Origin of the sequence: Desulfovibrio piger (genome assembly GCF_951793255.1) — a bacterium.
GTDB lineage: Bacteria > Desulfobacterota > Desulfovibrionia > Desulfovibrionales > Desulfovibrionaceae > Desulfovibrio.
In genome coordinates this window covers 738,980-760,000 of the sequence record NZ_OX636706.1, presented here as the reverse complement: position 1 = coordinate 760,000, position 21,021 = coordinate 738,980, and the positions used below count along the sequence as shown (strand labels likewise).

General features: G+C 65.4%; 19 protein-coding genes and 2 rRNA genes (1 of these 21 running past the window's edge). 12 read left to right on the top strand and 9 right to left on the bottom strand.

Annotated features, from left to right (window positions below; all coding sequences use genetic code 11):
* From Q4I12_RS03660 to Q4I12_RS03650, 3 genes are all read left to right on the top strand, one after another.
* Positions 1-514 (top strand): 23S ribosomal RNA (locus tag Q4I12_RS03660) (it extends 2,419 nt beyond the left edge of the window).
* A 44-nt stretch (positions 515-558) separates the two neighbouring features.
* Positions 559-673 (top strand): 5S ribosomal RNA (gene rrf / locus Q4I12_RS03655).
* 473 nt (positions 674-1,146) lie between these two features.
* A complete protein-coding gene (locus tag Q4I12_RS03650) occupies positions 1,147-1,788 on the top strand; it encodes a GNAT family N-acetyltransferase (protein ID WP_302260607.1) in 642 nt (213 codons plus the stop codon).
* A 245-nt stretch (positions 1,789-2,033) separates the two neighbouring features.
* On the opposite strand, the gene gltX is transcribed toward Q4I12_RS03650, so the two are convergent.
* Positions 2,034-3,431 (bottom strand): glutamate--tRNA ligase, encoded by a 1,398-nt coding sequence (gene gltX, locus Q4I12_RS03645; protein WP_168936469.1) that lies wholly within the window; start codon positions 3,429-3,431, stop codon positions 2,034-2,036.
* Positions 3,432-3,668: 237 nt separating this feature from the next.
* Here gltX and argB point away from each other — a divergent pair, with 237 nt between their 5' ends.
* The 3 genes from argB to Q4I12_RS03630 all read left to right on the top strand — a co-directional run bounded on the left by argB (position 3,669) and on the right by Q4I12_RS03630 (position 5,954).
* Positions 3,669-4,448 (top strand): acetylglutamate kinase, encoded by a 780-nt coding sequence (gene argB / locus Q4I12_RS03640; RefSeq protein ID WP_289616861.1) that lies wholly within the window; start codon positions 3,669-3,671, stop codon positions 4,446-4,448.
* Between the two features lie 158 nt (positions 4,449-4,606).
* Positions 4,607-5,686 carry a DMT family transporter gene (locus Q4I12_RS03635; RefSeq protein WP_239463959.1) on the top strand — a complete coding sequence of 360 codons (1,080 nt, stop codon included), beginning with the start codon at positions 4,607-4,609 and terminating at the stop codon, positions 5,684-5,686.
* Between the two features lies 1 nt (position 5,687).
* Positions 5,688-5,954, top strand: a complete 267-nt coding sequence (locus tag Q4I12_RS03630) for a hypothetical protein (protein ID WP_204626595.1) — start codon at positions 5,688-5,690, stop codon at positions 5,952-5,954.
* Positions 5,955-6,030: 76 nt separating this feature from the next.
* Here Q4I12_RS03630 and Q4I12_RS03625 read toward each other — a convergent pair whose 3' ends face one another.
* From Q4I12_RS03625 to mutY, 7 genes are all read right to left on the bottom strand, one after another.
* A complete protein-coding gene (locus tag Q4I12_RS03625) occupies positions 6,031-7,047 on the bottom strand; it encodes a DHH family phosphoesterase (RefSeq protein WP_302260602.1) in 1,017 nt (338 codons plus the stop codon).
* Positions 7,031-7,324: a DUF503 domain-containing protein gene (locus tag Q4I12_RS03620; protein WP_302260601.1), complete on the bottom strand. Its 294-nt coding sequence runs from the start codon at positions 7,322-7,324 to the stop codon at positions 7,031-7,033. Before Q4I12_RS03620 ends, Q4I12_RS03625 begins: the two co-directional genes overlap by 17 nt.
* A 739-nt stretch (positions 7,325-8,063) precedes the next feature.
* The gene (gene infB / locus Q4I12_RS03615; RefSeq protein ID WP_302260598.1) at positions 8,064-11,216 is read right to left on the bottom strand and encodes a translation initiation factor IF-2; all 3,153 of its coding nucleotides are present in this window, start codon (positions 11,214-11,216) and stop codon (positions 8,064-8,066) included.
* Positions 11,216-11,407 (bottom strand): DUF448 domain-containing protein, encoded by a 192-nt coding sequence (locus tag Q4I12_RS03610; RefSeq protein WP_418237143.1) that lies wholly within the window; start codon positions 11,405-11,407, stop codon positions 11,216-11,218. Before Q4I12_RS03610 ends, infB begins: the two co-directional genes overlap by 1 nt.
* Before the next feature lie 40 nt (positions 11,408-11,447).
* Positions 11,448-12,767 carry a transcription termination factor NusA gene (gene nusA, locus Q4I12_RS03605; protein ID WP_300646356.1) on the bottom strand — a complete coding sequence of 440 codons (1,320 nt, stop codon included), beginning with the start codon at positions 12,765-12,767 and terminating at the stop codon, positions 11,448-11,450.
* A 136-nt stretch (positions 12,768-12,903) separates the two neighbouring features.
* A complete protein-coding gene (locus tag Q4I12_RS03600; RefSeq protein WP_168934721.1) occupies positions 12,904-13,638 on the bottom strand; it encodes an LSm family protein in 735 nt (244 codons plus the stop codon).
* Between the two features lie 1,035 nt (positions 13,639-14,673).
* Positions 14,674-15,873, bottom strand: coding sequence for an A/G-specific adenine glycosylase (mutY, locus tag Q4I12_RS03595; protein WP_302260593.1), 1,200 nt, complete (start codon positions 15,871-15,873; stop codon positions 14,674-14,676).
* Between the two features lie 142 nt (positions 15,874-16,015).
* Here mutY and Q4I12_RS03590 point away from each other — a divergent pair, with 142 nt between their 5' ends.
* Together Q4I12_RS03590 and Q4I12_RS03585 are read left to right on the top strand one after the other, a co-directional pair.
* Positions 16,016-16,522, top strand: coding sequence for a peptidylprolyl isomerase (locus Q4I12_RS03590; RefSeq protein ID WP_302260592.1), 507 nt, complete (start codon positions 16,016-16,018; stop codon positions 16,520-16,522).
* 78 nt (positions 16,523-16,600) lie between these two features.
* Complete coding sequence (locus Q4I12_RS03585; RefSeq protein ID WP_168934719.1) at positions 16,601-17,143, top strand: hypothetical protein; 543 nt, start codon at positions 16,601-16,603, stop codon at positions 17,141-17,143.
* 224 nt (positions 17,144-17,367) lie between these two features.
* Here Q4I12_RS03585 and Q4I12_RS03580 read toward each other — a convergent pair whose 3' ends face one another.
* The gene (locus Q4I12_RS03580) at positions 17,368-17,820 is read right to left on the bottom strand and encodes an MbtF (protein WP_168934718.1); all 453 of its coding nucleotides are present in this window, start codon (positions 17,818-17,820) and stop codon (positions 17,368-17,370) included.
* Between the two features lie 138 nt (positions 17,821-17,958).
* Here Q4I12_RS03580 and Q4I12_RS03575 point away from each other — a divergent pair, with 138 nt between their 5' ends.
* The 4 genes from Q4I12_RS03575 (at position 17,959) to aroQ (ending at position 20,965) form a co-directional block, all read left to right on the top strand.
* A complete protein-coding gene (locus tag Q4I12_RS03575; RefSeq protein ID WP_302260590.1) occupies positions 17,959-19,155 on the top strand; it encodes a pyridoxal phosphate-dependent aminotransferase in 1,197 nt (398 codons plus the stop codon).
* Positions 19,156-19,223: 68 nt separating this feature from the next.
* The gene (locus Q4I12_RS03570; RefSeq protein WP_302260588.1) at positions 19,224-19,610 is read left to right on the top strand and encodes a rhodanese-like domain-containing protein; all 387 of its coding nucleotides are present in this window, start codon (positions 19,224-19,226) and stop codon (positions 19,608-19,610) included.
* 47 nt (positions 19,611-19,657) lie between these two features.
* The gene (aroE, locus tag Q4I12_RS03565; RefSeq protein ID WP_302260586.1) at positions 19,658-20,500 is read left to right on the top strand and encodes a shikimate dehydrogenase; all 843 of its coding nucleotides are present in this window, start codon (positions 19,658-19,660) and stop codon (positions 20,498-20,500) included.
* A gap of 15 nt (positions 20,501-20,515) precedes the next feature.
* Positions 20,516-20,965: a type II 3-dehydroquinate dehydratase gene (gene aroQ / locus Q4I12_RS03560; protein ID WP_168934714.1), complete on the top strand. Its 450-nt coding sequence runs from the start codon at positions 20,516-20,518 to the stop codon at positions 20,963-20,965.
* Positions 20,966-21,021 lie beyond the last annotated feature (56 nt).

The following is a 21,021-nucleotide window of genomic DNA, read 5'->3' as shown; positions in this document are numbered from 1 at the left end:
TTAGTGATCCGGTGATCCCGAATGGAAGGGTCATCGCTCATTGGATAAAAGGTACGCCGGGGATAACAGGCTGATCGCATCCAAGAGTTCACATCGACGATGCGGTTTGGCACCTCGATGTCGGCTCATCACATCCTGGGGCTGAAGCAGGTCCCAAGGGTACGGCTGTTCGCCGTTTAAAGTGGTACGCGAGCTGGGTTTAAAACGTCGTGAGACAGTTTGGTCCCTATCTTCTGTGGGCGTAGGAGAATTGAAAGGGCCTGTCCCTAGTACGAGAGGACCGGGATGGACACACCACTGGTGGACCTGTTGTCGTGCCAACGGCACAGCAGGGTAGCTATGTGTGGAAGGGATAACCGCTGAAAGCATCTAAGCGGGAAGCCTGCCTTAAGATAAGTTCTCCCTGACGCAAGTCCTGAAGGGCCGAGGTAGACGACCTCGTTGATAGGCTGGAGGTGGAAGCCCTGTGAGGGGTGGAGCTGACCAGTACTAATAGCCCGTGCGTCTTGTTTTTTCGAAAAACCTTCCATCCCTGTTTCAATAAATTTGCCAAATTTCTTTGGTAGCCATAGAGGAGAGGGTACACCCGACCCCATTCCGAACTCGGAAGTTAAGCTCTCCATCGCCGATGATACTGCATAACGTCATGTGGGAAAGTAGGCCGCTGCCAAAGATTGTTCGACCCCCTTGCAGCTCTCAGCGCGAGGGGGTCTTTTTTTGTCCCCGCTCCGCCGGGGATTTTTTTGTTTTGGGGACGGCAGGCAGACGCCTGAAAATTTGAAGGAAGAAAAGCTTGCGGGGAGGGAAACCTTTTTGGAAAAAGGTTCTCCCTCCCCGCGCCCCTCCCTTCCAAAAACTTTTGCCGGTGGGGCTGTACGAGGATGGAAGAATCTGCGGTGAGGCCGGATGACCGGCATTCCGTAAGGCCATACGCAACACAATGGAGCTGGTTGTGAGGGCTGGCAGGCAAGGGATCGCGGGGCGTACCGGATCAGGCAGATGGCGTTGCGGGCTGCCGGAGTAATGCAGCCATTTTTTTGGGGGCCCTTGGCTCCCTGTTGGAATATTTTCTGAAATCCTTGTGGACAAGCGGACAAGAACAGGGCACTTTGCCCTCCGCAAGATATTACTGATGGAGCTGGATCGATGCTGGAGATCATGACGGAACGTTGTTGCCTGCGTCCCATGACGGATGCGGATTTCCCGGCCCTGTGCCGTTACCTGCAGGATCCCGGGGTGATGTATGCCTACGGGCATGCCTTCAGTGACAGGGAAGTCTGGGACTGGCTGCGGCGCCAGCAGGCCCGCTATGTGGTGCCGGGATACGGTGCCCTGGCCGTGGAGCTGCGGGAAACGGGCGAAATGATTGGCCAGTGCGGCATCACCCTGCAGGACTGTGCGGGGGTGACGGCCTGTACCGCTGCGGCTGATGGTGAGGAGGGCGGACAAGCTCCGGCCGGAGAAGAGGTGGGGCCTTCCGCGTTGCTCAGCGAGCGTATCGATGCCACGCCCCGGACCTTGCAGGTCCCGGAAGTTGGCTATCTGCTGGCAAAGAACTACTGGCACCGCGGATATGCCACAGAATCGGCCCGTGCGTGCATGGAATTCGCTTTTGACGTACTGGGTGTGCCGGAAGTCTTTTCGTGCATCAGAGGCGATAATACGCCTTCTCTGGCGGTGGCCCGGCGCAATGGCATGGAACTGTGCGGACGCTTCAGCAAGCATTATTACGGGCAGGACATGGAACACCTGCTCTATGTGGCCCGTAAGGAAAGCTGGGGGCTGTAGTACGAAAGAGGGACCGGCCCATGGCGCAGGATGGGGGATTTTTTTACAGGGGAGGCCTGAGCCTTCCCGGATTGTCCCGGATTCCATATGCCCAGGGTTCGCAGACAGGCGAATAGGGCAGAACGGCAATAAATCCTGTCCTGGCGGATCGGCCCCATAGATGACAAAAAAAGCTGCCTCACGATGGCGTGAGGCAGCTTTTTTATTTTTCAGGGGTGCCCCGGCAAGGGGCTGTCAAAAGAGGCTTACATGCCCGCGGCGCGGCGGATGCGGGCCAGGCTGGCGTCCTTGCCCAGGAAGGCCATGATCTCGGGCAGGTGGGGGCCGCCCATGAAGCCCATGAGGGCCGTGCGCAGGGCCGGGGCCACATCCTTGAACTTGAGGCCGTTGCCTTCGATGTAACCGTGCAGGGCGGCTTCGAGGCTGGGGGCGTCGAAGGGATCGCAGGCGGCGAAGAGTTCGGCCACGGCATTGAGGTGGGCCTTGCTGGCATCGGTCAGGTTCTTGGCGCAGGCCTTTTCGTCATAGGCCAGCTCGTCGGCGCTGACCAGCAGGGGACGGAAGGATTCGGCCAGGGCCTTGAGGTCCCCGGCGCGCTCGCGGAACATGTGACACAGGGCGGCCAGCTTGTCGTCGGCGACATCGGCGGGCAGACCGGCTTTTTCCACGAAGGGACGCACCAGCTTGGCCAGTTCGTCCAGGGGCATCTCACGCATGAAGTGGGCGTTGATCCACTCCAGCTTGGCCGGGTCGAAGGCGGCGGCAGCGGGGTTGAGGCTGGTACCGTCGAAGAATTTGATGAGCTCTTCCTGGGTGAAGATCTCCTGGTCGCCGTGGGACCAGCCCAGACGCACCAGATAGTTGACCAGAGCCTGGGGCAGCAGGCCGTCGTTCTGGTATTCGATGACGGCGCGGGCGCCGTGACGCTTGGAGAGCTTCTGGCGGTCGGGGCCCAGGATCATGGGCACATGGCCGAAGGTGGGCACGGGCAGGCCCAGGGCTTCGTAGATGAGGATCTGGCGGGGGGTGTTGGACACGTGGTCGTCACCGCGGATGACGTGGGTGATGCCCATTTCGTAGTCGTCCACCACCACGGCCATGTTGTAGGTGGGCATGCCGTCGGCGCGGCGGATGACCATATCGTCCAGTTCGCTCACGTCCACGGCGATGCGGCCCTTGACCATGTCATCGAACACGACCTTGCCGGCCTGGGGGGCCTTGAGACGCACGCAGCGGCCTTCGCCGGGGCCCAGGTTGCGTTCACGGCAGCAGCCGTTGTAGCGGGGCTTCAGGCCCTGGGCGCGGGCTTTTTCGCGCATGGCTTCCACTTCCTCGGGGGTGCAGGAGCACCAGTAGGCGTGGCCGGTCTCCAGCAGCTTGTCCACATAGCTGTTGTACAGCTCGGTGCGCTGGGTCTGGTAGTTGAGGGGGCCGTCCCAGTCCAGTCCCAGCCAGCGCATGGAAGCCAGGATGGAGTCGGTGTACTCCTGCTTGGAGCGCAGCAGGTCGGTGTCCTCGATGCGCAGGTGGAACTCGCCGCCGAAGTGGCGGGCCAGCAGCCAGCAGAAGATGGCGGTACGCGCGCCGCCGATGTGCAGATGGCCCGTGGGGCTGGGCGCGAAACGGGTAACGACTTTATTCATGGTACTGTCCTTCATCGACGGCAGGCCGTCGAGGTGATTTTGCGGTCGGTATGCAGGGGGCGTGCGGAGCCTTGCCCCTGCGGCTGTAAGGCAGGGCAGGATAACCCCAATACGCCTGCCTTGCAATGGCGGGCAGCACATGGGGAGCGGCGGGCATCTTGCGCCTCCCCGGCCGGGGGTGCTACAGCGGTGAGGCGGTCTTACCGCATTTTCATGCCTGTGCCTCAAGGAGAAGATATGAGCACCCAGACTGTTGTCATCAAGTACGGCGGCCATGCCATGGACAAGGACGAACTGAACGCGGCCTTTGCCGACGACATGGCATTTCTGCAGCAGAGCATGCGCCTGGTGGTGGTGCATGGCGGCGGGCCCCAGATCAACGCCCTGCTGAACCGCCTGGCCATCGAGAGCCGTTTTGAGAAGGGCCTGCGCGTGACCGATGCCGACACCATGCAGGCCGTGGAGATGGTGCTGTGCGGCCAGGTCAACAAGACCGTGGTCAGCCGTTTCTTGCAGCACGGCGCCCGTGCCGCGGGCCTTTCCGGGCGTGATGCGGGCCTGCTGCGGGCGCGGGTGAAAGACCCTGTGCTGGGCCTGGTGGGCGATGTGGAAAAGGTCGATGCCTCCGTGCTTTCCTGTCTGCTGGACGGCGGCTTCTTGCCCGTGGTGGCGCCGGTGGCCTCCGGTCCTGAAGGCCAGGCCCTGAACATCAATGCGGACACGGCGGCCGGTGCCGTGGCCGGGGCCCTGTATGCCGACTACTTCGTGCTGATCTCCGACGTTCCCGGCGTCCTGGATGCGGACAAGAAGCTGATCCCCTCCCTGGACCGCGCCCGCATCGCCGAGCTCATCGAGGCCGGTGTCATCAACGGCGGCATGATCCCCAAGGTGCAGTCCTGTCTGCATGCCCTGGACGAAGGTTGCTCCCGGGCCCTGATCCTGGATGGCCGCCAGCCCTCCAGCCTGCGCCGTTATCTGCTGGACGGCGAACCGCTGGGCACGGTGGTCACGGCCTAGTTTTGCGGAAGAAAGGATTCCGGGAGGGCCGTCCCTTCCCGGCGCTGCCAGTCCTTGCCGGTACCGGGGCCGGTATCCCGCCTGGGCGGGGAAGGCCCGGTGCCGCCATGTGCACTGTAACTTATTGAGATCCCGGCAAGGGATCATTTGGAGGAGTCATGACACAATGTGCTGCTCCCAGTGCGGCTGCCGTGGCCGCCAGGCGGGCCATGAAAAAAAGTTTCCAGACGCGGGGCATCCTGACGGCTGTCTCGTCCGGTATGGTCTACGGCATGTACACGGCCTTCATGACCTACGCCATGGCCATGGGCATCTGGGCCGTCTGGTACGGCGAGAATTCCGGCCTGTCGGAATTCGCGGTCCTCTTTTTGCTGAGCGCCCTGGGCGCCGGCCTCACTGACGGCTGTGCGGCTATCTGGGCGCTCATCATGGCGGCCCTGCGCGGCAAACTGGGCGACTTCGGGCGCAGCTTCAAGACGCGTCCCGGCATGATGATGCTGGTGGCGGCCCTGTTCGGCGGCCCCTTCGCCTCCACCTGTTATGTGGTGGGCCTGCAGATGGCCGGCTCCATCGTCGTGCCCATCAGCGCCCTGTGCCCGGCCATCGGCGCCATCCTGGCCCGCTTCCTGTTCCGGCAGCCCCTGACGCCCCGCATGATGCTGGGCATCCTGATCTGTCTTTCGGCCAGCGCCCTGATCGGCTTCTCCAGCATGGGCGGCATCGAGGCGCGTCCCCACATGATGCTGGGCCTGTTCTTCGGCTTCCTGGCCGCTCTGGGCTGGGGCATCGAAGGCTGTGTGTGCGGTTACGGGGTGTCCATCATCGATTCCGAAGTGGGCATCACCATCCGTGAAGTGACCATCGGCATCTCCAATCTCATCATCCTGGTGCCCATCCTGGGCTGGATCGGTCAGACGGACGGCTTTGCCATGCTGGGCAAGGCCCTTGCCGACGTGGATTCCATGAAGTGGTTCGTGGTGGCCGGTTTCCTGTGCTACTTCAACTTCATGTGCTGGTACCGGGGCAACGCCATGTGCGGTGCGGCCCTGGGCATGGCCTGTAACGGCGCCTATTCCTTCTGGGGGCCCTTCTTCTGCTGGCTCATCCTGGGCGTCGTCTTCGGTCTGGACGGCTGGAACATGGTGCCTGTGGCCTGGGTTGGCGCCGTCTTGATGGTCGTGGGCATCTTCACCATCGCCACCAACCCCCTGGCCCTCTTCCACAGAAAGGAGCAGTAGGATGAGACCCCTGAACTTTGCCATCCTCAAGTATCTGACCACGGTGGACGAAGCCTGTCCCGAAGACATCATCGAGGCCCTCAAGGGCACCTATGGTTCCTTCCGGGCCCTCAATAAAAAAGACATCCTTTCCGCGCTGATGACGGCCGAGGTCAACGGCCTTGTCCAGGAGTCCCGCTTCGAGCTGGACGACAAAGGCGAGCTGCGCATCTACTACCGTGCCCATGAAGAAGGCGCGGCCACCATCAACCGCTACATCCCCGACTAGCAGGGAGACGCAGCCATATCCGCATGAAAAAAGGGACCGCGAACGCGGTCCCTTTCCATTTTCACGGCTGGCCGGATCAGCCCCGCAACATGCGGCACAGGGCCGTACGGACGGCGTCGAAGGCTTCCTCGCCTTCCATGCGCAGCGTCCCGCCCGCGGCGTTGCGGTGGCCGCCGCCACCGAACTGCACGGCCACGGAACGCACGTCCGTGGTGCCCGTGGAACGCAGGCTGAGCTTGTAGACGCCGGGCGCGTCCTCCCGCAGGATGCCGGAGGCCTCCACGCCGCGCAAGCGGCGGAACTGCTCCACCAGCCCTACCAGATCTTCCTTGAGGGCCCCGCACTGGCGCAGGTCTTCCAGACGGGCCAGCGCCAGGGCCGCGCGGCCGTCGCAGCTGATCTCCACACGCTGCATGAGCCGGACCCAGAGCGCCATGCGGGCCGGGCTCCAGTTGTTGTCGAGCTTTTCGCGCAGCTTGTGGATGTCACAGCCGCTGTCGCTGAGCAGGGCCGCCAGGCGGAAGACGGCGGCCGTGGTGCTGCCGTGCAGGAAGCCGCCGGTATCGGTCACCAGCCCCAGGGCCAGGGATTCGCCCAGCGGGCCCTCCGGGCGCAGACCGGCCGCCAGGCAGACATAGGCCGCCAGCTGGGCCGTGGCCGCGGCGGCGGGCTCGATCCAGTTGTCGACCGTCCCCATGCCGTCGCTGCCCAGATGATGGTCGATATTGACGATGGCCGTCCCGGCAAAGCGGCCTTCCAGAGCCGCGGCCAGATCGTCGCCCAGGCGGTGGGGCTCGCCGCAGTCCAGCAGGACCAGGGCCTGGGGCTCGAAGGGCAGGCGCTCAAGGCTGGTGAGCAGCGTGCAGGGCAGGGGAAGGAAGGACAGATAGTCCGGTACGCCCGAGGGGCTGTAGAGGACGAATTCCTTGCCCATGTCCTTCAGCAGCCAGCCCAGGGCGCTCATGGAGCCCAGGGCGTCGCCGTCGGGGTTCACATGGGCGGCCACCAGCACCCGGTCCAGACCGCGCAGGCTCGTCACCATGCGCGCGGCGGGCTCGCGCCAGTTTTCGGGTATCTCAGTCATCAACGGCATAGATCTCTACCTCGCTGTCGGTCATTTCTTCGGTGCAGACGGCTTCCATCATCAGCGCGCACTTGTCCATGCGGCTGCGCAAATGGCTCTCGCTGTTGGAGATGGACGTCACGGCCAGCCGCAGGCGGGTCAGGTTGTTCTCGGTGCCTGCCTCGGCGATGGCCACGTTGAAGCGGTTGCGTACCTTTTGCTTCAGACTGTTGGCCACACGGCGCTTGGCCTTGAGGTTGTCGTTGCCGTCAAGGGCAAATTCCACAGTCAGGACTGCTACGAACATGGGCATGGTATCGGGCCTCGGGAGAGGCAAGGCCGGGGGAAGGGGGACGCTTTTGGAAAAGCGTCCCCCTTCCCCCGGACCCCCATCCCCCCGTAAAACTTTTGTTTGGGTCGGTATGTCAGGTCCCCGCCGTTGTCCGGCGGGCCTGCTATCGTGCCCCTCTTCGCGAAAAGGCGGGAAAGCAGGCGTATTTTGTAAATGATAGTGCCGCATTTGAAAAGAGCATCCGTTTTGCGGCATCCGGCAGGGACAGTTGCGGGAGAGACGGGAGGGGGAGGAGGCACAGGGTGCCGGCCCTCCTGCGGTCTTCCGCCATCGCGAGGGGTACGGGCCATCCTTTTCAGAGTGTCACCGGGGGACCAGGGGCGTCAGAAGGGCCTGTGCGTCATGACGGCCTGCCACAGATCTGCATAAAAGTTTTTGGGAGGATGGGGGGAGTGTGAGGGGGGAAGGGAGACCTTTTTCCAAAAAGGTCCCCTTTCCCCCTCGCCTGCCCTGACAGCATCAAAAAAGGCGGCCGGAAGACCGGCCGCCTTGGCGGGGAAAAGGGGGACATTCCCCGATGGGGGTATCCGTTGCCATGACCGGGGGCAGGCCCGGCCATGACACGGTTTGTCGTTGTTACGGGGTGGCAGCTTCCTCGACGGTCTCGAAGGCTTCGATGCGCCCATCGTTGCGACGCAGGAAGCTACGAGGGGCGACGGTCCGGCAGGGGACGGGCCGCCCGGGCCACCGCGGCTTACAGGGTGGCAGCTTCCTCGACGGTCTCGAAGGCTTCGATGATGTCGCCGATCTTGACGTCGTTGAAGTTTTCCAGGCCCACGCCGCATTCGTTGCCCTTGACCACTTCGCGGGCGTCGTCCTTGAAGCGCTTGAGGGAGCTGATCTTGCCGGTGTAGACCACCACGCCGTCGCGGAGCAGGCGCACGCCGGCGTTACGGGCGATCTTGCCGTCGGCCACATAGGAACCGGCGATGATGCCGACCTTGGGCACGCTGAAGGTGTTACGGACCTCAGCCTGGCCCAGGTAGACTTCGCGCTGCACGGGAGCCAGCAGACCGGCCATGGCGCTCTTGATGTCATCCACCAGCTTGTAGATGATATCGTAGAAGCGGATATCCACGTTCTCGCGTTCGGCGATGTCCTTGATGCGCGAGGTGGGACGCACGTTGAAGCCGATGATGATGGCCTGCGAGGCGGAAGCCAGCATGATGTCGGATTCGGAGATGGCGCCGGTGCCGCCGTGCACCACGTTGATGCGCACCTTTTCCGTGCTCTGCTTGTTGAGGGCCTCGGTGATGGCTTCCAGGCTGCCCTGCACGTCGGCCTTGAGCACCAGGTTGAGGGTCAGGGTCTCCTGGTCGGAGGCGCGGCGCGACAGGAAGGTTTCCAGGGTGACCTTGGATTCGCTGGCCAGATCGCGTTCGCGCTGCTTGGTGGCGCGCATTTCGGCGATGCGGCGGGCCAGCTTTTCGTCGGCCACGGCGAAGAACTCTTCACCGGCTTCGGGCACGCCTTCAAAGCCCTGCACTTCCACGGGGATGGAGGGACCGGCTTCCTTGACCTTCTTGCCCTGGTCGTTCATCAGGGCGCGCACGCGGCCGGAGAACTGGCCGCACACGAAGTTGTCGCCTTGGTGCAGGGTGCCTTCCTGGATGAGCACGGTGGCCACGGGGCCGCGGCCCTTGTCCAGCTTGGCTTCCACGATGCGGCCGTGGGCGGGCTTGTTGGGGTTGGCCTTGAGGTCCATGATCTCGGACTGCAGGGCCACCAGTTCCAGCAGGTCGTCCAGGCCCTGACGGGTCTTGGCGGAGACCTTGGCCACGATGGTGTCGCCGCCCCAGTCTTCGGGCTGCAGGCCCATCTCGGACAGTTCACGCAGCACGCGGTCGGGATCGGCGCCGGGCTTGTCCATCTTGTTGACGGCCACCATGATGGGCACACCGGCGGCGCGCGAGTGGTTCACGGCTTCGCGGGTCTGCTCCATGACGCCGTCGTCGGCGGCCACCACCAGGATGACCAGGTCGGTGACCTGGGCGCCGCGGGCGCGCATGGCGGTGAAGGCCTCGTGACCGGGAGTGTCGAGGAAGACGATCTCGCCGCGCTTGGTCTTCACATGGTAGGCACCGATGTGCTGGGTGATGCCGCCGGCTTCGCCGCTGGTGACGTTGGACTTGCGGATGGCGTCCAGCAGCGAGGTCTTGCCGTGGTCGACGTGACCCATGATGGTGACGACCGGAGGACGGGGCTTGAGATCTTCGGGCTTATCCTCCTGCTGGGGCAGCAGGTAATCTTCTTCGGAGAAGCCGGCCTTTTCCACTTCGTAGTCGAATTCGGCGGCCACCAGGGTGGCGGTGTCGATATCCAGCGACTGGTTGATGGTGGCCATGACGCCCAGACCGAAGAGCACCTTGATGATCTCGTTGGCCTTGAGGCCCATCTGGTGGGCCATGTCGGCCACGCGGATGGCTTCGGTCACGCGGATCTTGCGCTTGGCGGCCTTGAGCGGCTGGGTGGCCTGCACGGCGGCGGGCTTGCCGGGCTTGCGGCGGCCGCGGGGGCTGCGGTTCAGGCGCGGCGCGTCATCATCGTCCTGATGGCGGCCGAAATCGCCCTGCTGGAAATCGACGGTGCGGCGGCCCTTGTTGCGCTTTTTCTTGCTCTGGCCGTCGCGGCTGTCCAGGGGAGCGGCAGGTGCCGGAGCGCTGTAGCCGCCACCGGCGGGACGGGGAGTACCGCCGCGGGGACGGTCTCCGAAGCCGGGACGGTTGCCGAGGCCGGGACGGTTGCCGCCGGGGCGGCCGGAACGGTTGTCGCGTCCGTCACGATCACGACCTTCCCGACCGCCGTCGCGATCGCGTCCGCCGTCACGGCTGTCACGGGCGGGCGCGGCGCCGGGCTGGGGACGGGAGATGACGCGCACCTGGGGAGCCGGGGCCACCACGCGGGCGCGGGTGGGCGTGGCTTCGGCGGGGCGGTCGTCCCGGTTCTCGTGGGCCTCGCGCTGGGGTAGCGTGGGCGCGGAGGAGCCTTCGGGCATGGCCGAAGCGTCAGGACGGCCGGCGCGGGGTTTGGCGGGCTTTTCCGCGGCGCCGTTCTCGGCGGCTTCCTTGGCGTTGATGGCGGCCAGCACGGCGCTCTTGCGCACTTCGGGCTTGGCTTCGGGGGTCTTTTCGGGCTTGGCCCCGGGCTTGTTTTCCGTCCCGGTCACGGGCGCGTCGGCCTGGGCGGGCCGGATGACGCGGGCCGTGGGCGTGGCATCGGGACGGCTGATGACGCGGGCGTCGGCCGGAGCCACCACGCGGGCGGTCCGGGGCGTCGCCTTTTCCACGCGGGCTTCGCGCTTGGCTTCGGTCCTGGGGTCGGCTTTGGTTTCGTTCTTCACGGGTTCGGGCTTGGCTTCAGGAGCCTTTTCGGCCTCGGGGGCGGCCACCACGCGGACAGCGGGCGTTTCCACCGGGGCGACGGGTTCGGGAGTCTTTTCGGCCTTGGGTTCGACCTTCACAGGTTCGGGCTTGCCCCCGGGAGCCTTTTCGGGCTCGGGGACGGAGATCACGCGGGCCGCGGGCGTCTCCACCGGGGCGGCCGGATCGGGAGCCTTTTCGGGCGCGGCTTCGGCCCTGGTCTCGGCCACGGGCTGTTCCGCGGCCGGGGCTTCGTCCTTCACGCGGCGGCGGCGCACGATGACCGTGGGCTGATCGTCCTTGCGGCCGGCCTTGCGCTGGCGGTTCTCGGCCACACGGTCGCGAACCCCGCTCACTTCTTCCATGGGGATGGAGCCCTGGGCGCTTTTGACGTTGAAGCCCATGGACTGCAGCTCCTGCAGCAGTTCCTTGGCATCCATCTTGAGCTCAGTGGCAAGATCCTTGATTTTGATTTTACTGTCCGACATTACTTTTCCCCCTTGCGCCGTCCGGACGGTCTGAACCTGGCGAATCGTGCCGCGCAGGCCGGATCGTCACACAGGTACCAGCCCCTGCCCGGACTGGTCTGCGGCGCGTCGATAATCAAATTTCCGTGCGCGTCGCGCACGTGGCGCGTCAGTGCCGCCTTGGCGAAACGGCGGCGGCAGATGACGCACATTCTCACTGGCCCTTCACAGCCCTCGGCGGGCGCGTCGGGGCTAGTCTTCATCACCATCCTGGACTTTTTCGCCGTTGCCGGCGCCGGTCGTTTCTTCCTCAGCGGCCCGGGGTTCGGGCTCGGCCACGGGGGCCAGGAAGTTGATGGCCGAACGCAGGTCGGCGATGCGGCTGTCCGAGATGGCCAGCTTGTCGGACAGTTCCTCGTCAGTGGCCTGACGCAGCAGGTCCAGCGAGGTGTAGCCCGCTTCCAGCAGCTGGTTCATGGAGACTTCGGCCACGCTGGCCACCTGCTCCAGACCGTGGCCGATGGCATTGGCCTCGTTGTAGCGGGTCTCGGTGAAGATATCGACCTTCCAGCCCAGCAGGCGGGCAGCCAGCTTGACATTCTGGCCCTTGCGGCCGATGGCGTTGGTCAGCTGGTCATCGGGCACGATGACTTCCAGCAGGTTCTCTTCTTCGTCCACCACGATGCGGGAGACCATGGCCGGGGCCAGGGCGTTGCGGGCGTAGGTGGCGATATCGGGGCTCCAGACCACGATGTCGATGCGTTCGCCGCGCAGTTCCTGCACGATGTTCTGGATGCGCGAACCGCGCACGCCCACGCAGGCGCCCACGGGATCCACATCACGTTCACGGGAGAGCACGGCCACCTTGGCGCGGGAACCGGGGTCGCGGGCCACGCCCATGATCTGCACCACGCCGTCGTCCACTTCGGGCACTTCGCGGCGGAACAGGGCGGCCATGTAGTCGCGGTGCGCGCGGGAGACGACCACCTGCGGGCCGCGGCCTTCCTTGCGCACGTCGATGATGATGGCCTGCACGCGGTCGTTGCGCTTGTAGTGTTCGCGGGGGATCTGTTCCTCGCGGGGCAGGATGGCTTCGGTGCGGCCCAGGTTGACCACCCAGCCGCCCTTGTCGCGACGCTGCACGATACCGGAGACGATCTCGCCCATGCGGTCCTTGTACTCGTCGTAGATGATCTCCTGCTCGGCGTCGCGCATGCGCTGGATGATGACCTGCTTTGCGGACTGGGCGGCGATGCGGCCCAGGTCTTCCACCTTCACGCGGAAACCGACTTCGTCGTCGATCTGCACGGAGGGATCATGGGTGCGGGCTTCGGTGATGCCGATGTGGGTGTCTTCGTTCTCGACCTCGCCGTCTTCCACCACGATCTTGAACTGGTAGACTTCGATGTCGCCGGTGTTGTCGTTGTACCGGACTTCCACATCCATATCTTCGCTGAAGCGGCGCTGCACCGAGGTGCGCACGGCATCTTCAAGCGTCTTGATGAGCATGTCGCGGTCAAGGCCCTTGTCTTTGCTGATCTGGTCAATGGCCTTTTTGAGTTCAAGGTTCATTGCTACCTCCGGCTGCCGCACAGGGCGGCATAAATTTCCTGGTGTACCGGCCGGGGCCGGAAACCGCCGTCACGGGCGGGTGATGACGAAGCGGCCTTGCGGCCGCGTGAGAGGACCGCAGGGCGTGCCCGTGCGGTTATATGTCTTCGGCCTCGTTGCGGCCGGGATGCTTGCTCTTGCCGCTCTTGCCCTTGCCCTTCTTGGGGGCGTCGCCCTGGGGCGCGGCCTTGGCGGCCTTGCGGGCGGGCTGCTTGCCGGGCTTCTGCGGCTGGCGGAAAATATGGATGCGGCTGGCGCGGCGCACCATGTCCCAGGGCACCAGGACCTCGTCCATGGCCTCGGGGCAGATGTCGCCCTCGGCCGAGACGCTGGCCGGGGCCACGCGCACGGCGCTGTCGGTGACTTCGCGCAGGACGCCGCGCCAGGCGCGACGGGCCGCGGGGGCGTTCTCGGGAGCGTAGGCGGAGACCATGCGCAGTTCCACCATGTCGCCCACATAGGAACGCATCTGGTCGAGAGAGAAGAACAGACGGCTGAAGCCGGGCGTGGAGACTTCCAGCACATAGGCCTGTTCGATGAGGTCTTCCACTTCGAGGGCCAGACCGAGCTGGCGCGAGATCTCCTCGCACTGGTCGATGCTGGCGGAGCGGGCCGTCATGATGTCGGCGCTGTCCTCAAGGTTGTCGGCGGGATCGCTGTCGGCGGACAGCGCGGCCTGGGCCTGTTTGACCTCCAGCGGCAGGTCGACGAACACACGCACCGTGGTGCGGCCTGCCTGGGCGATCTCCACACCCCAGATTTCAAGACCCTGAGCCTGGACCAGGGGCGTGGCCAGACGGGTGACGGTTTCCTTGAGGCTGTTTTCGCTCATGTCCCTTCCTGGGCGTCTGCCCGGTCGCAAGTACAAAAAAAAGGGGGCCTGTTGAGGCCACCCCGTTGTGAACGCATGTTCTGCATCAGGATGATGCGGCAGTGACTGCCGCGCCATTTCGGACAACCATATAAGGAGAGAATCAGGGGCCTGTCAAGCCTTTTTCATGGCCTGGGGCGGAAAAATCCGCTTTTGGCGCGGATTTTTCAGGAAAGGCCGCTGCGGACAGGCCGGGCATCCAGTGCGGCGCGGACCCGTGCGACTTCACTGGGGAGAGGTGGACAGGGCGGTCCGCCGTCCCGGACTCCTGCGAGCGCAGGGCATCCCGTCTCCAGTCCTGCGGTGGAGGGCGGCAAGGACGCGCTGCCTCCCCTGATAAAGCGCACTGGGGAGGGGGAGTTTGAGGGGGACCCCCTCTCGCGCCAGTAGCGACCGGATGGCGGCCCGCAGGGCCGTGCCCGTTGGCACGCAGGAGCCCTACGGGCATCGACAGCAGAGATGCGACCGGATGGCGGCCCGCAGGGCCGTGCCCGTTGGCGACGCAGGAGCCCTACGGGCATCGACAGCAGAGATGCGACCGGATGGCGGCCCGCAGGGCCGTGCCCGTTGGCGACGCAGGAGCCCTACGGGCATCGACAGCAGAGATGCGACCGGATGGCGGCCCGCAGGGCCGTGCCCGTTGGCGACGCAGGAGCCCTACGGGCATCGACAGCAGAGATGCGACCGGATGGCGGCCCGCAGGGCCGTGCCCGTTGGCGACGCAGGAGCCCTACGGGCATCGACAGCAGAGATGCGACCGGATGGCGGCCCGCAGGGCCGTGCCCGTTGGCGACGCAGGAGCCCTACGGGCATCGACAGCAGAGATGCGACCGGATGGCGGCCCGCAGGGCCGTGCCCGTTGGCGACGCAGGAGCCCTACGGGCATCGACAGCAGAGATGCGACCGGATGGCGGCCCGCAGGGCCGTGCCCGTTGGCGACGCAGGAGCCCTACGGGCATCGACAGCAGAGATGAGGGGTCCCCCTCAAAAAAAGCCCTAAAAAGCCGTCAGCAGCGGCCCTTTCGGCGCCGTGAGGCTGTCGGCCAGCTTGCGGTGGGCGGCGGGCATGGCCAGGCTCTCCAGTTCCCCGCGCTCCAGCCAGCGGCAGGCCGTGGCCGCCGTGAGCACGGGGGGCTCGGGCGGCCGGGGCGTATCGTCCGTGACCAGCTCCAGGGCGAAGCAGTGCAGGCGCACCCGGTAGGTGGTGTAGCCGTGGCGGATGATGCCCAGCGGGGCCGTCACCCGGACGGTGAAGCCCGTTTCTTCGGCGAATTCGCGCACCACGGCCTGTTCCGGCGTCTCGCCGGGCTCCACGCGGCCGCCGGGGAATTCCCACAGACCGCCCCAGGCACCCTGGGGCAGACGCTTCTGGACGAAGACACGGTCGTGGCTGGAAAGGACGCCGGTCACCACCTCGATGGGAGTGATCTCCGCCTTTTTGCCCGGTACGGGACGCTCATGCACGATGCCCAGATGCAGGGCCGTGCAGAAACGGGCCAGAGGACACTGGCCGCAGCGGGGCTTCTTGCCGCAGACCAGGGCGCCCAGCTCCATCATGGCCTGGTTGTGGCGGCGGGCCTCGCCTTCGGGCAGGATACGGCGGGCCAGCTCCGCGATGCGCGCGGCGGCCGGGCCGGATTTGACCGGACTGTCCACATCGAAGACGCGGGCGATGACCCGTTCCACATTGGCATCGATACAGGCCACGGGCAGGTTGAAGGCGATGCTGGCGATGGCGGCGGTGGTGTAGGGGCCGATGCCGGGCAGGGCGCGGATGGCTTCGGGATCGGAGGGGAAGACGCCGCCGTGTTCCTGCATGACCAGACGGGCGGCGGCCAGCAGGTTGCGGGCGCGGGAATAGTAGCCCAGGCCCTCCCAGGCGTGCAGCACCTCCTCCTCGGAGGCGGCGGCCAGGGCGGGCAGGTCGGGGAAGCGCTCCATCCAGCGCAAAAAGTAGTTGACGCCGCGCTCCATCTGGGTCTGCTGGAGCATGATCTCCGAGATCCAGACCTCGTAGGGCGTATAATGGCGCCGCCAGGGCAGGGGCCGGGCATTGGCGTCGAACCAGGCGAGCAGGGCCTGCTGCAGCTCGGGGAGGTGGTCTTCGGGCGGACGGTGGCCGGGCGGCGGCACGGCACCGGTGACGGGGACAAGGGACGGCAGCGTATGCTGGCCGGTGGTCTGGCGGGATCTCATGGCCGCAGTGTAGCCGCGCGGGCCCTTCCTGTCACCCCGCCGGGGCGGAGAGGGGCGCATTGTCTTTGCCGGCCGCTTGTCGTATAGAGACGGATGGCCGCCGTGTTGCATGGCCGCCGCAAATTTCCCTCAAGGAGTTACCATGTCCAATCCCACCGTGCTGCTGGAAACGACCTCGGGCGACATCCTGATCGAGCTCTTCCCCGACAAGGCTCCCGACACCGTCGCCAACTTCCTGCAATATGTGGATGACGGCTTTTATGCCAACACCATTTTCCATCGCGTGATCCCCGGCTTCATGATCCAGGGCGGCGGCCTTGGCCCCCGCATGGACGAGAAGGCCACCCGCGCCCCCATCAAGAACGAAGCCGACAACGGTCTTTCCAATGACCGCGGCACCATCGCCATGGCCCGCACCATGGATCCCCACAGCGCCACCGCCCAGTTCTTCATCAACCTGGTGGACAACGATTTCCTGAACTACAGCGCTCCCGTGCCCAGCGGCTGGGGCTACTGCGTGTTCGGCAAGGTCGTGGAAGGCATGGACGTGGTGGACAAGATCGCCAAGGTCAAGACCAAGAGCGTGGGCTTCCACGAGAACATGCCCACCGACATGGTGCTCATCACCGGCGCCAGCCGCTTCGAATAGGCCGCGGCCTGTTCCTCACCGATTCTGGACTGTCAGCCCCACGCCTGTCGTGGGGCTGCCGGATTTTCAGGAGGAAACATGAAAAAATGGCTTTTGTGCTGCTGCCTGCTGCTGGCCCTGCCCCTGGCTGCCCAGGCGGAAGACGAAAAGATCGACCCCGCCAACTATATCTGCGCCGAATTCGTGGCGCAGGGCGCCGTCAGCCAGGATCCGCCCGTCTTCCAGGCCCTGCAGATCGACGGCTACGTGAGCTCCAACATCGGCTATACCGTGGCTGATCCGCAGGCCATCAACGTGCTGGTGCCCCAGGCCTACCTCATGTGCCAGGAGCAGCCCACCGCCGTGGTGGCCGAGATCTGGGAGCCCCTCAAGAAAAAGCTGCCCCGCCCCATCAGCGGCGAATGGGAAGCCGACGTGACCAAGTGCCGCGCCTATAACGAACATCCCGAGAACGGCAGCGGCTTCGTCATCTGGCTGGATGCCTACAACCGCCAGTACAATGTGACGGAAAAGTCCATCCTGGCCAAGCAGGAGACCCTGGACAAGTTCCTGGCCGCCTGCGCCAAGAATCCCGATGCCTTCATGATCGACGTGCTCCAGGAGACCCTGGGCAACAAGTAAGAAGTCGGGATCTCTTCCGCAAGGAAAACGACAGGACCGCCTCCCCGTATGCCTTTGGGCTGCGGGGATGGCGGTCCTGTTTTTTTCAGGGATGCGCTGCGGTGTCGCCGCAGCGGCGTATGTTCCAGGGGCAGGCCCCGGGACGCAGGGGGCGAAGGGCCGGCGGTCAGGCCATGCCCGTCACGGCAGCGCTCCGCAGGGGAGGCTCCCGAAAGTTCGCCAGCCTATTCCTGGACGAAGGGATAGACCCGGACGCTCAGGGGGTGCTTGCTCTTGTGGGACATGGCGGAGATCACATAGGTGTACTGGCGGCTCTGGCCCGCCGGCGGGCAGGGGCCGGTGTAGACCCGCGTCAGGGCGCCTTCGGGGATGATGCCGGTGCCGTCGTTCTCCCAGTTGCCGCCGCCCAGCAGGCGTTCCTGCGGTTCGTTCTCCAGCAGGCGGACATCGAAGTAGTCCGTGCCCTTGGGCACGTTGGTGACCACCATCTCGGGCGAGATGCGCGAACAGCGGTGCAGGGCGCGCAGCTTCACGTCCACCTGCATGTCAGGGGGCGTTTCCGGCTGGGCGGGGGGCTCGCTGCTGTCCTGCCACAGGCCGCAGGCCGAGAGCATCAGGGTCGCGCCCAGCAGGAGCGGAGCACGGTACAGGTTTTTTCCAGAAAAACGCTTGCGCATGGGGGGCCTCCGGGTATTTGCTATTTCCAGCCTTCGCAAGCTATACTGGATAGTCACCAGAATGACAATAGGATCAGCAGTCTGACGAGCCCTGTGCGCTCCGCCAGGATTGCGTGGACAACAACTCAGGAGAAACCCATGTCCCTTCTTGCAGAAAGCGTTTCCGGCTATCTGGAAAATGCCTCCTGGATCCGCCGCATGTTCGAGGCCGGCGGCCAGTTGAAAGCCCGCTACGGTGCGGAGAACGTCTATGACTTCAGCCTGGGCAATCCCGACCTGCCCGCCCCCGCCGCCGTGGGCGAGGGCCTGCGCCGTTTTGCCGAACATGCCGGTGAACCTTTCGCTTTCGGCTACATGCCCAATGCCGGTTTCCCCTGGGCGCGCGAACAGCTGGCCGCCCATCTGAGCAAGGAGCAGGGCGTGGCCCTGGAGGCCAATGACGTGCTGCTCACCTGCGGTGCCGCCGGCGGCCTCAATGCCTTCCTGCGCGCCGTCATCAATCCCGGCGAGAAGATGCTGACCTTTGCCCCGTATTTCGTGGAATACGGCTTTTATGTGGCCAACCACGGCGGCAGCCTCCAGGCCATCATGAGCAAGCCCGGGACCTTCGAGCCCGATCTGGACGCCCTGGAAGAAGCCATCGACGAGAAGACCCGCGTGGTGCTCATCAACTCGCCCCACAACCCCACGGGCGTGGTCTACAGCCGCAAGGCCGTCACCTCCCTGTGCCGCCTGCTGGAGAACAAGAGCGAGCAGTACGGCCATCCCATCTGGCTCATCGCCGACGAGCCCTACCGCTTCCTGACCTACGACGGCGTGGAAGTGCCCTCGGTGCTGCCCCTGTACCAGTATGCCGTGGTCATCAGCTCCTTCTCCAAGAACCTGTCTCTGCCCGGCGAACGCGTGGGCTATGTGGCCGTTTCGCCCAAGCTGGCCGACCGTGCCAAGCTCATGGCCGGTCTGACCCTGACCAACCGCATCCTCGGCTTCGTCAACCCGCCCGTGGTGGGCCAGCACATCATGGCCGCCGCCCTGGGCAGCCAGGTGGACGTGGAGGTCTACGCCCGCCGCCGTCAGGCCATGGCCGAGGTGCTGACCGATGCCGGCTACAGCTTCCAGATGCCCGCCGGTGCCTTCTACTTCTTCCCGCAGGCCCCCGGCGGCGACGACGTGGCCTTCGTCAACCGTCTGGTGGAAGAACGCGTGCTGGCCGTGCCCGGTTCCGGTTTCGGTTGCCCCGGCTATTTCCGCCTGGCCTTCTGCGTGGACGAGACCGTCATCCGCAATGCCGCCGAAGGCTTCGCCCGCGCCTACACCGCGGTGGCCGGCAAGTAACGTCTTTTGGGGGCGGGAGGGCGTGCGCCTTCCCGCCCTTTTTGTCTCCTGCGTCTTCCGGAGGTATCGTGTCCCGTCTCCTTTCCCTTTTTGTCCTGCTGTGCTGCCTCCTGCTGCCTGCCGCGGGCGTCCTGGCCCGCGACATCGGCCCGGACGAGGCCCGTCAGGTGCTGGCCCGGCCGCCCGCCGGTCTGGTGGTGCTGGACATCCGCACCCCGGAAGAGTTCCGGGACGGGCATCTGCCCGGCGCCCGCAACCTGGATTTCTTCGCCCCGGATTTCCGGCAGCAGCTGGAAGCCCTGGCGCGCAAGGACGTGCCCATCCTGCTCTACTGCCGTTCGGGCAACCGCTCCGGGCAGGCCATGCGCCTGCTGCGGCAGTGGGGCCGGGACGACGTGCTGCACCTTGCCGACGGCTTCCGCTCCTGGCGGGCCGCCGGGCTGTCCGAAGAATAACGTCCCGCACGGCCCGGCCGTGCCCTCTCCTTCATGGAAACTGCCTTATGTCCGCTTTCATCCCCTCTTCCCTCTATGGCGTCATCGGCTGGCCCCTGGCCCAGAGCCTGAGCCCGCTGCTGCACAACACCGCCTTCCAGGCCCTGGGCATCCCCGCGGCCTACATGCTCTGGGAGCTGCCCCCGGAAAAACTGCCGCGATTCGTGGACAGCATGCGCCTTTTGGGCATCCGCGGCTGCTCCGTCACCCTGCCGCACAAGGTGGAGATCCTGCCCCTGCTGGATCACCGCAGCGAGCGCGTGGAGCTCATGGGCGCCGCCAACACCCTGTACTGGCGGGACGACCGGCTCTGCGGCGAGAACACCGACGTGACCGGCTTCATGCATCCCCTGCTGGAACGCGGCCTCGACCCGGCCACCCCGGTGCTGGTGCTGGGCGCCGGAGGGGCCGCCCGCGCCGTGGTCTGCGGCCTGTGGCTGCACGGCTGCCGCCGCATCTTCGTGACCACGCCTTCCGACCGTTCCCATGCGCCGCTGGTGGAGCGCTTCGGCGTCACGGCCGTGCCCTGGGCCGAGCGTTATGACGTGGCGGCCTCGCTGCTGGTCAACACCACGCCCCTGGGCATGCACGGCAAGGCCGAGGACCAGAGCCCCTATGATTTCGACCGGGCCCCAGCGGACGGCGGTGTGCCCGTGGCCTACGACATCGTCTACAACCCGCTGCGCACCCTGTTCCTGCGCGAGGCGCAGGCCCGCGGCTGGGCCACCATCAGCGGCCTGGAGATGTTTTTCCGTCAGGGCGAGGCCCAGTTCCGCCTCTGGACCGGGCAGGACATGCCGCAGGCCGCCCGTCTGGCCCTGGAACATCAGCTGGGCGCCGCGCGCGCCTGAGTCAGGAGGGATACCATGCACAAGATCCTCGTCCTCCACGGCGTCAATCTCGACATGTTCGGCAAACGCGACCCCCGTCATTACGGCCATGCCACCCTGGCCGACATCGACGCGGCCCTGCAGGGGCTGGCCGGTGAACTGGGCGTGGCGCTGGAGACCTTCCAGACCAATCACGAGGGCGTGATGGTGGAACGCATCCACGCGGCCCTCACGGACGGCACGGACGCCATCGTCATCAATGCCGGGGCCTGGACCCATTACAGCTACGCCATCATGGATGCCCTGGGCATACTGTCCATCCCGGTGGTGGAGGTGCACATGTCCAACGTCCATGCCCGGGAGGAGTTCCGTCACCATTCGGTGCTGTCCACGGTCAGCGCGGGCAGCATCGCGGGCTTCGGTGTGGACAGCTATCTGCTGGGCCTGCGCGCCGCCTGTTCGTTGCTGGAACGCAAGGATGCCTGACGTGGCGGGAAATGCCCGCCAGCCAAGACTTTGCGAACTGTGCGGAACGTAAAAAA

Bases quoted from the DNA above. Each gene is read 5' to 3' on its own strand.
- Q4I12_RS03635 (WP_239463959.1), top strand. From the start codon at position 4,607: ATGACACAATGTGCTGCTCCCAGTGCGGCTGCCGTGGCCGCCAGGCGG.
- Q4I12_RS03650 (WP_302260607.1), top strand. From the start codon at position 1,147: ATGCTGGAGATCATGACGGAACGTTGTTGCCTGCGTCCCATGACGGAT.
- Q4I12_RS03630 (WP_204626595.1), top strand. From the start codon at position 5,688: ATGAGACCCCTGAACTTTGCCATCCTCAAGTATCTGACCACGGTGGAC.
- Q4I12_RS03625 (WP_302260602.1), bottom strand. From the start codon at position 7,047: ATGCCGTTGATGACTGAGATACCCGAAAACTGGCGCGAGCCCGCCGCG.
- Q4I12_RS03575 (WP_302260590.1), top strand. From the start codon at position 17,959: ATGTCCCTTCTTGCAGAAAGCGTTTCCGGCTATCTGGAAAATGCCTCC.
- Q4I12_RS03580 (WP_168934718.1), bottom strand. From the start codon at position 17,820: ATGCGCAAGCGTTTTTCTGGAAAAAACCTGTACCGTGCTCCGCTCCTG.
- aroQ (WP_168934714.1), top strand. From the start codon at position 20,516: ATGCACAAGATCCTCGTCCTCCACGGCGTCAATCTCGACATGTTCGGC.
- mutY (WP_302260593.1), bottom strand. From the start codon at position 15,873: ATGAGATCCCGCCAGACCACCGGCCAGCATACGCTGCCGTCCCTTGTC.
- Q4I12_RS03610 (WP_418237143.1), bottom strand. From the start codon at position 11,407: ATGTGCGTCATCTGCCGCCGCCGTTTCGCCAAGGCGGCACTGACGCGC.
- aroE (WP_302260586.1), top strand. From the start codon at position 19,658: ATGTCCGCTTTCATCCCCTCTTCCCTCTATGGCGTCATCGGCTGGCCC.
- Q4I12_RS03585 (WP_168934719.1), top strand. From the start codon at position 16,601: ATGAAAAAATGGCTTTTGTGCTGCTGCCTGCTGCTGGCCCTGCCCCTG.
- Q4I12_RS03600 (WP_168934721.1), bottom strand. From the start codon at position 13,638: ATGAGCGAAAACAGCCTCAAGGAAACCGTCACCCGTCTGGCCACGCCC.
- nusA (WP_300646356.1), bottom strand. From the start codon at position 12,767: ATGAACCTTGAACTCAAAAAGGCCATTGACCAGATCAGCAAAGACAAG.
- argB (WP_289616861.1), top strand. From the start codon at position 3,669: ATGAGCACCCAGACTGTTGTCATCAAGTACGGCGGCCATGCCATGGAC.
- Q4I12_RS03620 (WP_302260601.1), bottom strand. From the start codon at position 7,324: ATGTTCGTAGCAGTCCTGACTGTGGAATTTGCCCTTGACGGCAACGAC.
- Q4I12_RS03590 (WP_302260592.1), top strand. From the start codon at position 16,016: ATGTCCAATCCCACCGTGCTGCTGGAAACGACCTCGGGCGACATCCTG.
- infB (WP_302260598.1), bottom strand. From the start codon at position 11,216: ATGTCGGACAGTAAAATCAAAATCAAGGATCTTGCCACTGAGCTCAAG.
- gltX (WP_168936469.1), bottom strand. From the start codon at position 3,431: ATGAATAAAGTCGTTACCCGTTTCGCGCCCAGCCCCACGGGCCATCTG.